Raw genomic sequence first — 754 nt, forward strand, 5'->3', positions numbered from 1 at the left:
GGTGTCTCTACCCGGTCGGGACGAGACGGTTTCGTGCAGCGTAGTGAACTTCCTCGGCCTGGATCGGTGTCAGGTCGTCGATGGATTCGTGGGGCCGCTCGGTGTTGAACCAGTCGACCCAGGTCAGGGTCTCCAGCTCGACGTGCTCGACGCCGCGCCAGGGACCTTCGGGGCGGATGAGTTCGGTCTTGTAGATCCCGATCTGGGACTCGGCCAGGGCGTTGTCGTAGGCGTCGCCCACCGAGCCCACCGATGGGTCCACGCCGGCTTCGATGAGCCGGCTGGTGAACGCGAACGAGGTGTACTGGCTGCCCGCGTCGGTGTGGTGGACCAGCCCGGCCAGGTCGCTGACCCCGTCGCGCTGGCGGGTCCAGATGGCGTGCTCGAGACAGTCCAGGACCAGGTCGGTGGTCATCCTCGTGGCCGCCCGCCAGCCCACGATCCGGCGGGAGTAGACGTCGAAGACAAACGCGACGTAGACCGTGCCGGACCAGGTCGCGACGTAGGTGAAGTCCGCGACCCAGAGCCGGTTCGGTGCCGGGGCGGTGAAGTCCCGGTCGACCAGATCGCCGGGCCGCACGTCGCGTGGGTCCGCGATGGTGGTGGGGATCGGCTTGCCTCGCAGTGCTCCGGACCAGCCCTGGGCAGCCATCAGACGCTCGACGGTGCACTGAGCCACCTCGTGGCCCTGTGCGCGCAGGTGGAGCCACATCTTGCGAGCGCCGAACCGGGCACGGAATCGGTGCTCGCGCGC

At 68.6% G+C, this 754-nt stretch carries 1 protein-coding gene; it reads right to left on the reverse strand.

The annotated features are described in order from the left end of the window. Window positions 1–7: 7 nt before the first annotated feature. A partial coding sequence (locus ACFQQI_RS12365; protein WP_378563301.1) for an IS3 family transposase occupies window positions 8–754 on the reverse strand: 747 nt, incomplete at its 5' end.

The sequence above is a fragment of the Nocardioides sp. GCM10030259 genome (genome assembly GCF_042666375.1).
Taxonomy (GTDB): Bacteria; Actinomycetota; Actinomycetes; order Propionibacteriales; family Nocardioidaceae; genus Nocardioides.